This window comes from Streptomyces sp. NPDC101178, from assembly GCF_044767965.1.
Taxonomy (GTDB): domain Bacteria; phylum Actinomycetota; class Actinomycetes; order Streptomycetales; family Streptomycetaceae; genus Streptomyces.
The window spans coordinates 82,849-89,104 of the sequence record NZ_JBIWOZ010000016.1 but is presented as its reverse complement, the minus strand read 5'-3'; the positions used below and the strand labels follow the sequence as shown (position 1 = coordinate 89,104).

Here is a 6,256-nt window from a genome sequence, read left to right as displayed (position 1 = left end):
GGCGTAGACCGCCACGCTCGCGATCCCCGCATCCCGGCACGCCCGAGCAACGCGGACAGCGATTTCGCCACGGTTGGCGATGAGCACCTTGCGCATGTCAGCCGGCCCGGGCGGGGGTCGCCGCCGGGCCCTGCGGTGCGGGGCCGGGACCGGGGGCGACGACCTGGCCGAAGCGGCCGCCCGTCGACTCCAGCGGCCCCAGCGTCCCGTCGAAGAAGATCAGCGGGTCCTGCTCGCTTCCCGGCGCGGCCAGCTCCAGCACCTCACCGACCACGATGTCGTGGTCCCCGCCGGAGTGCACGGCCACCGTGGAGCAGGTCAGGTGGGCCAGCGCCTCGGAGAGGACGGGCGGACCGTCCTGCGCGAAGTGGTGCGGGACGCCGTGGAAGCCTTGCGGGCGGCGGGACGCGAAGGCGCGGGCCAGCTCCTGCTGGCTGCCCGCCAGGAAGTTGACCGCGAAGGTCCCGTGCCGGCCGATCACCGCGTGCATCCGTGATTCCTTGTGCAGGCAGAAGAGGACGAGCGACGGATCGAGCGAGACCGAGGTGAAGGAATTCACCGTCGTTCCTTCTGCCTCGCCTCCTTCGGTTCCTGCGGTGATGACCGTCACGCCGGTCGTGAAGAGACCGCAGACACGACGGAATTCCTTCGGTGCTATCGGCTGTTTCACCTGGCTGCGGGTCAGCGAGCGCGCCGCGGACATGGACATGGATGATTCCCTTTCCTGATCCGGCTGCTGTTCTCGGAGTGTGCGTGCGCGCGTTTCCTACAGGAGTTTCCGAACCTTTGACCCGGCCTTGACGATTCCGAGGAGGAATTCCCGGCCGACACTGTTCATCTCCGGAGGCGCCTGGACCGAGGCCCAGTAGAGGAAACGGGCCATGGTGGCTACCGACGGATAGATGAACCGCTTGTTCTCGTCCTTCCATCCGAAGACGGGATTGACGATCGGCGATTCGTCGAGGAGCTTGAAGATGATGTCGGCCGCCTCGTCGCCGGTCAGTGCGCCGGCCTCGTACTTCTCGCAGGCCTCCGACGTCGTTTCGAGCAGGATCTTGAACTTGTCGCCCTGGGGCCACCACAGTCCCGGGTGGTCGTTCTGCTCCAGCTCCCGGAAGTGGCGCTGGTCCTTGTCCTTGAAGTGCTTCAGCCGGGCCCGGGTCAGCCGCATGGTGCCCGGCGTGATGAAGGAGCCCCAGACGCGGAAGACCGCGTTCCAGAGGCGGAAGTGGGAGAAGGCGATGAAGGAGCTGTTGACGATCTCGTCGTTGTACTGGAGCAGGCCCTGTTCCAGCTGCTCGACGTACGCGAAGCGCTCGGCGGAGTAGTCGCCGTCCTTGAAGGCCTCCAGCAGCCGGGAGGTCAGCGCGTCGACCACTTCGAGGGTGTTGGACAGGCCGCGGGAGAACAGCGGGTCCAGGAAGCCGGCCGCGTGCGACATCAGGCACCAGCGGTCACCGATGGTCTGCTTGGAGGAGTACTGGAGGCGGTCCGTCGAGACCCACTCACGGACCTTGCTCGCCCCGACGAACTGCCGCTTCACAGCCGGGTACTTGTCGAGGAAGAGCTCGAACTCCTGCTCGGGTGTGAGGTCCTCGGGCTTGGGGTAGGTGCGCTCGTCCATGGTCAGGCCGACGCTGCAGAGCGGGTTGCGCGAGTCCTTGTGGTTGTCGAACGGGATGATCCAGAACCAGCCGCGCTCGATGAGGTGGTGCATCGTGCCGGTGTGCCAGTCGGCCGGCGGACGGAGCTCCTTGGGGTGGCCGCTGACGTCGTCGAACCGCTTCACGCCCACGTAGTGCGTGAACATCGAGCGGGAGTGGTGCTTGAAGCGGGCCGGCTGGTCGCGCAGGTCGAACTTCTGGGCCAGCGGCGAGCGGAACCCGGAGGCGTCCACCACGTAACTCGCGCGGAACGACTCCGGCTCTGCGCCGGGAGCGCCGCTGCGGCCGGTGACCGTGACGCCGTCGTCGTCGAAGTCGACGTCGCTCGCCCGCCAGCTCTGCTTGGCCACACAGCCGTACTTCACGGCCACGTGGAACATGAACGAGTCGCTGTCCTGCCGGAACATGTGGCTGTTCTGGTGGAAGATCTTCGGCAGCGCCAGCTGGGTCGCCTCGCGCGGGTCGGGCTCCTGGCCGACCTCGTGCTTCATGAACCCGAAGTGCGCCTTGGTGCCGAAGGTGGGCCCGATGTCCAGGGTGCTCTGCTTCACGCTGGCCAGGCTCTTGAGCTCGGGGAGGTCGTGGCGCTCGGCGAGAATGTGGATCCATTCGACGAGCTGCGGGGTCATCGACTCACCGACCGCGAACCGCGGATGGGTGGTGGCGTCGACGAGAAGAACCCGCGCGCCGTGCTTCGCGAGAATGGCTCCGGTCACCGATCCGGCGATACCGGAACCCAGGATCACGACGTCGTACGTCGCTTCCTCGGCTATGCCGTCCGCTCCTTCGGGCCTTTCGTTCGTCCGGTTGACCACGGGCCGTCTCCTTCGTCAGATGGGGTGCGATCCGGTGCGGAAAGGGGCGGTGCGAAAAGAGGGCACAAAAAACGGGCCCTTCCGATGGCCGGGAATGGCCTTGGGGAGGAGCCCGTAAAACGGCACGACTGAACCGCTGAAGAAAGCGTGACAGGAATTGCGCGGGCGGTCAACCCCCGCTGGGAAAAGGCAGGTTAAGAGCCCCCGAGGTGATCCGGGGAGGGCTCAGCCGCGCCTGCTCGCCGTTTCGGAGACGCCGGGATGGGCGGGTTCGAGGAGCCGGACGAGGAGGGACCGGAGCTCGTCCTCGCCGCCGGGGCCGAGCAGTTCGGCGATGTCGGCGGCCAGCAGGTCGACGGCCTCGGCGACCGCCTTCAGCTGGATGCGCCCGAGCTCGGTGAGTTCCAGGGCGTGCCGGCGCCGGTCGTGCGGGTCGCGGCCGCGGTGGACCATGCCGCCGTCGACGAGTTCGTCCACCAGCTGCGAGGTGGCGGGCCCGGTGATGGCCAGCTCCTGGGCCAGGCGCTGCTGCGGGCAGGGTCCGTGGGTGGCGAGGATGGAGAGGGGCCCGTAATGGCGGACGCGCAGGCCCGTGCCGGCCAGCTTCTCGTCGCCGAGGCGGCGCAGCCGGTGATGGGCCTGTTCGACGAGGTGCTCGGTGCCCTGCACGAGGTCCTGGGTGCCCTGCGGGAGCAGCCGCGCCAGGAGTGTGTTGAGGCGGGTGACCTGGTCGGCGCTGAGGGCGGCGGTGAGCCGCGCGTCCCGCTCGGCGACGGCTCGGCGGCCCGCCTCCACGGCGGAGCGGCCCTCGTCGGTGAGGGAGAGGATGTACTGGCGGCGGTTGTCGGGATTGCGGGTGCGGAGCACCTGGCCCCGGCCCTCCAGGCGGTCGATGACGCCGACCATGATGGTCCGGTTGATCCCGAGGCGCTCGGCCAGGTCGAGCTGGGAGACCCAGTCGCCGCCGGTCAGCGCGTCGAGGACGAGGAAGTCGCGGGAGCCGTCCTCCGGGCCGTCCGCGAAGGTCGTGAACTGGGCGAAGACGCGGCGCAGGAGGTAGCCGATGAACCCGGTGAGCGCCTCGGGAAGCGCACCGGGGATCTCGGCGGTGGCCTCGGTCTCCGAGATGGGCCCCGGCCCGCTCTCCGCGACGGGGCCCGGCCCGCTCTCCGGCACGGAGTCCCGGCCGCTCTCCGCGACGGGGCCTCCCTCGGTCTCCGGAAGGGGTCCTCGCGTCGCGTCGGGCTCGCCTCGCACGATCGTCATCTCCCCTTCGGAACCGGGTAACCGAGTATACGGCGGACGGCTCAGGCCGGACCGGGCCCGGACCGCCCCGCCGGCCTCCCTCCTTCCGGACGCGCCTGACCCCGCCCGGAGGGGGGAGGTGCCCGGGCGGGGCGAGGGAGAACCGGCGTCGGCCCGCTCGGGGCGGACCGCGGCCGGTCCGTGGGCGGGGCGGCGGGGTCCGTGAAGGGAACCCGCCGCCGGTCCTCAGTGAGGCTGCGGCTGCGACTGCGGGGCCGTGGCCTTGATGGTGGCGAGGGTCACGACCAGGGCGAGCAGGTAGATGCCGCCGCCGATGAGGAGCCCGTACGAGTAACCGGTGGTCAGCGCCTCCGGCCGGTCGCCGGGCAGCCGGCCCTCGGTGATGACCGAGGCGGTCGCGGCGAGGATGGCGAGGCCGACCGCGCCACCGATCTGCTGGCTGGTGTTGATCAGGCCCGCCGCGATCCCGGTGTCCTCCGGCGAGACTCCGCGGACGCTGATGATGGTGACGGTGACGAAGACCAGGCCGAGGCCGAAGCCGCAGACCAGCTGAGCGGGCAGGAGGACGGCGAAGGCGTTCTGGGCGGGCTCCAGGAAGCTGAACCAGACCATGCCGGCGATACCGATGACCAGGCCGACGGCGATGACGGAGCGTTCGGGCACCTTGGCCAGCAGCTGCGGTCCGACGCCGCCGGCCGCGATGCCGATCCCGATGGCGAACGGGAGGTAGGCGAGGCCGGTGATCATCGGCTCGTACCCCTTGACGATCTGCATGTAGAGCGTCAGGAAGTAGAAGGTGGCGAACATGCCCGCCCCGACCAGGAACATCACCGCGTTGGCTCCGGCCCGGCTCGTGTCGGCCACGACGGCGCCCGGCACCATCGGCGCGCGGCTGGAGCGCTGGATGGCGATGAAGGCGACGATCAGCAGGACCGCGACGGCCAGCGCGATCAGGGTGGTGGAGTCGCCGAGGCCCTTCTCACCGGCCCGGTTGATCCCGTAGACGAGGGAGCCGAAGCCGAACGTGGCGGTGAGCGCGCCCGGTACGTCGACCTTGCCGCGGTCGCGCTCGCCCTCCTTGAGGACGCCGGTGCCGATCAGTACGGCGATGGCGATCGGGATGTTGATGTACATGACCCAGCGCCAGCTGAGGTACTCGGTGAGCGCACCGCCGAGGAGCAGGCCGACCACCGAACCGAGCCCGCCCATGGCCCCGTACACACCGAGCGCCTTGTTGCGGGCCGGGCCGGCCGGGAAGGTGGAGGCCAGCAGGGAGAGCGCGGTGGGTGCCGCGATCGCCGCGCCGACGCCCTGGAGGACCCGGGCGATGAGCAGCACCTCGCCGCTGCCCGCGAGGCCGCCGAGCAGCGAGGCGAGGGTGAAGATCACGAGTCCGGTACGGAAGACCCGGCGGCGCCCGAAGAGGTCGCCGGCCCGGCCACCGGCCAGCAGCAGCCCGCCGAAGGCCAGGGCGTAGGCGGTGATGACCCAGCCGAGGTTGGCGTCGGAGAGGCCGAGCGCGTTCTGCATGCTCGGCAGGGCGACGGCCACGATGGTGTTGTCGAGGACCAGCATGAGCTGGGCGGCCGCGATGACCGCCAGCGCGAGGCCGAGCTTGTCGCCGGACGGGGCCGGTGCGGCGGAGCCCGGAGGCGCTTCGGCGCCGGGTGGAGCGGCTTCGGTTCTGTCCTGCATGGCCATGAGCGTCTCCAGAGGGTGGTTCAGGGGAGGTGGGTCCGGGCCCGGCCCCCCGCGTGCCCGGCGGACACCGGATACGGAGGAACGCGGGTACGGGAACGGGGTCAGCGGCCTGCGGCGTCCCTGACGGCCCAGATGTCCAGGTCCTCGTAGGCGGCCCGCCACTCGGTCTCGTACGCGGCGACCAGCGGCGGCGGGAGCTTGCCGAGGATGGTGGCGACCCGGGCGGCGTCGATGTCGTCCAGGAGCCAGGGGAGGTAGCGGTTGGCGTCGGCGCCGATCCGGTTCTTCTGCTCGACGCTGAAGGCCTGCCACTCCTCCGGGCTCATGGTGAGGTCCATGAGCGCGAGCGCCTCCCGCTCCTCGTGGTCGAGGTGGGCCCGGAGGCCGGTGTACAGCGTGTCGACCAGGCCGCCGAGCCGTTCGGTGCCGGTGTCACGGTCAGCCAGGGCCGCGTCGATGTCCGCCAACAGCGGGTCGATGACGGCGTGTTCGGCCTCCATCGCATCGAGGAGCGCGATCTCGGCGTGCGCGTCACGGCCGTCCAGCGCCTTGTACATCGCCGGCCAGACGGTGAGGTCCTCGGAGGTGTGGTGGGCGGTGAGGAACTTCTTGAACAGCTCCCAGCCGACCGCGGTGCTCAGCACGTGCCGCGGGTCCTCGTCGACCCGGGAGGTGATGCGTGCGATGCGCTCCAGTTCGCGGCGGAGCGCGTCGTGGATGGCGAACATCATCGTCATGTCGAGGTTCTTGAAGTCGCCCATCGTCTCTTCCCTCTCCCTGCATGGGTCCGGCGTGGAAAAAGACTATCGT

General features: G+C 69.9%; 6 protein-coding genes. All 6 read right to left on the bottom strand.

All coding sequences use genetic code 11. The annotated features are described in order from the left end of the window. On the bottom strand, positions 1–96 hold a 96-nt coding region (locus ACIRR8_RS31935), incomplete at its 3' end, for a biotin carboxylase N-terminal domain-containing protein (protein ID WP_279617129.1). Position 97: 1 nt separating this feature from the next. Then, the gene (locus ACIRR8_RS31930; protein ID WP_404071401.1) at positions 98–703 is read right to left on the bottom strand and encodes a flavin reductase family protein; all 606 of its coding nucleotides are present in this window, start codon (positions 701–703) and stop codon (positions 98–100) included. A gap of 63 nt (positions 704–766) precedes the next feature. Then, positions 767–2,479: an NAD(P)/FAD-dependent oxidoreductase gene (locus tag ACIRR8_RS31925; protein WP_404071390.1), complete on the bottom strand. Its 1,713-nt coding sequence runs from the start codon at positions 2,477–2,479 to the stop codon at positions 767–769. Between the two features lie 225 nt (positions 2,480–2,704). Then, positions 2,705–3,745, bottom strand: coding sequence for a MarR family transcriptional regulator (locus ACIRR8_RS31920; RefSeq protein WP_404071389.1), 1,041 nt, complete (start codon positions 3,743–3,745; stop codon positions 2,705–2,707). Between the two features lie 225 nt (positions 3,746–3,970). Then, positions 3,971–5,446 (bottom strand): MFS transporter, encoded by a 1,476-nt coding sequence (locus ACIRR8_RS31915; protein ID WP_404071387.1) that lies wholly within the window; start codon positions 5,444–5,446, stop codon positions 3,971–3,973. 101 nt (positions 5,447–5,547) lie between these two features. Continuing rightward, positions 5,548–6,207, bottom strand: a complete 660-nt coding sequence (locus ACIRR8_RS31910; RefSeq protein WP_404071385.1) for a hemerythrin domain-containing protein — start codon at positions 6,205–6,207, stop codon at positions 5,548–5,550. Between the last annotated feature and the right edge of the window lie 49 nt (positions 6,208–6,256).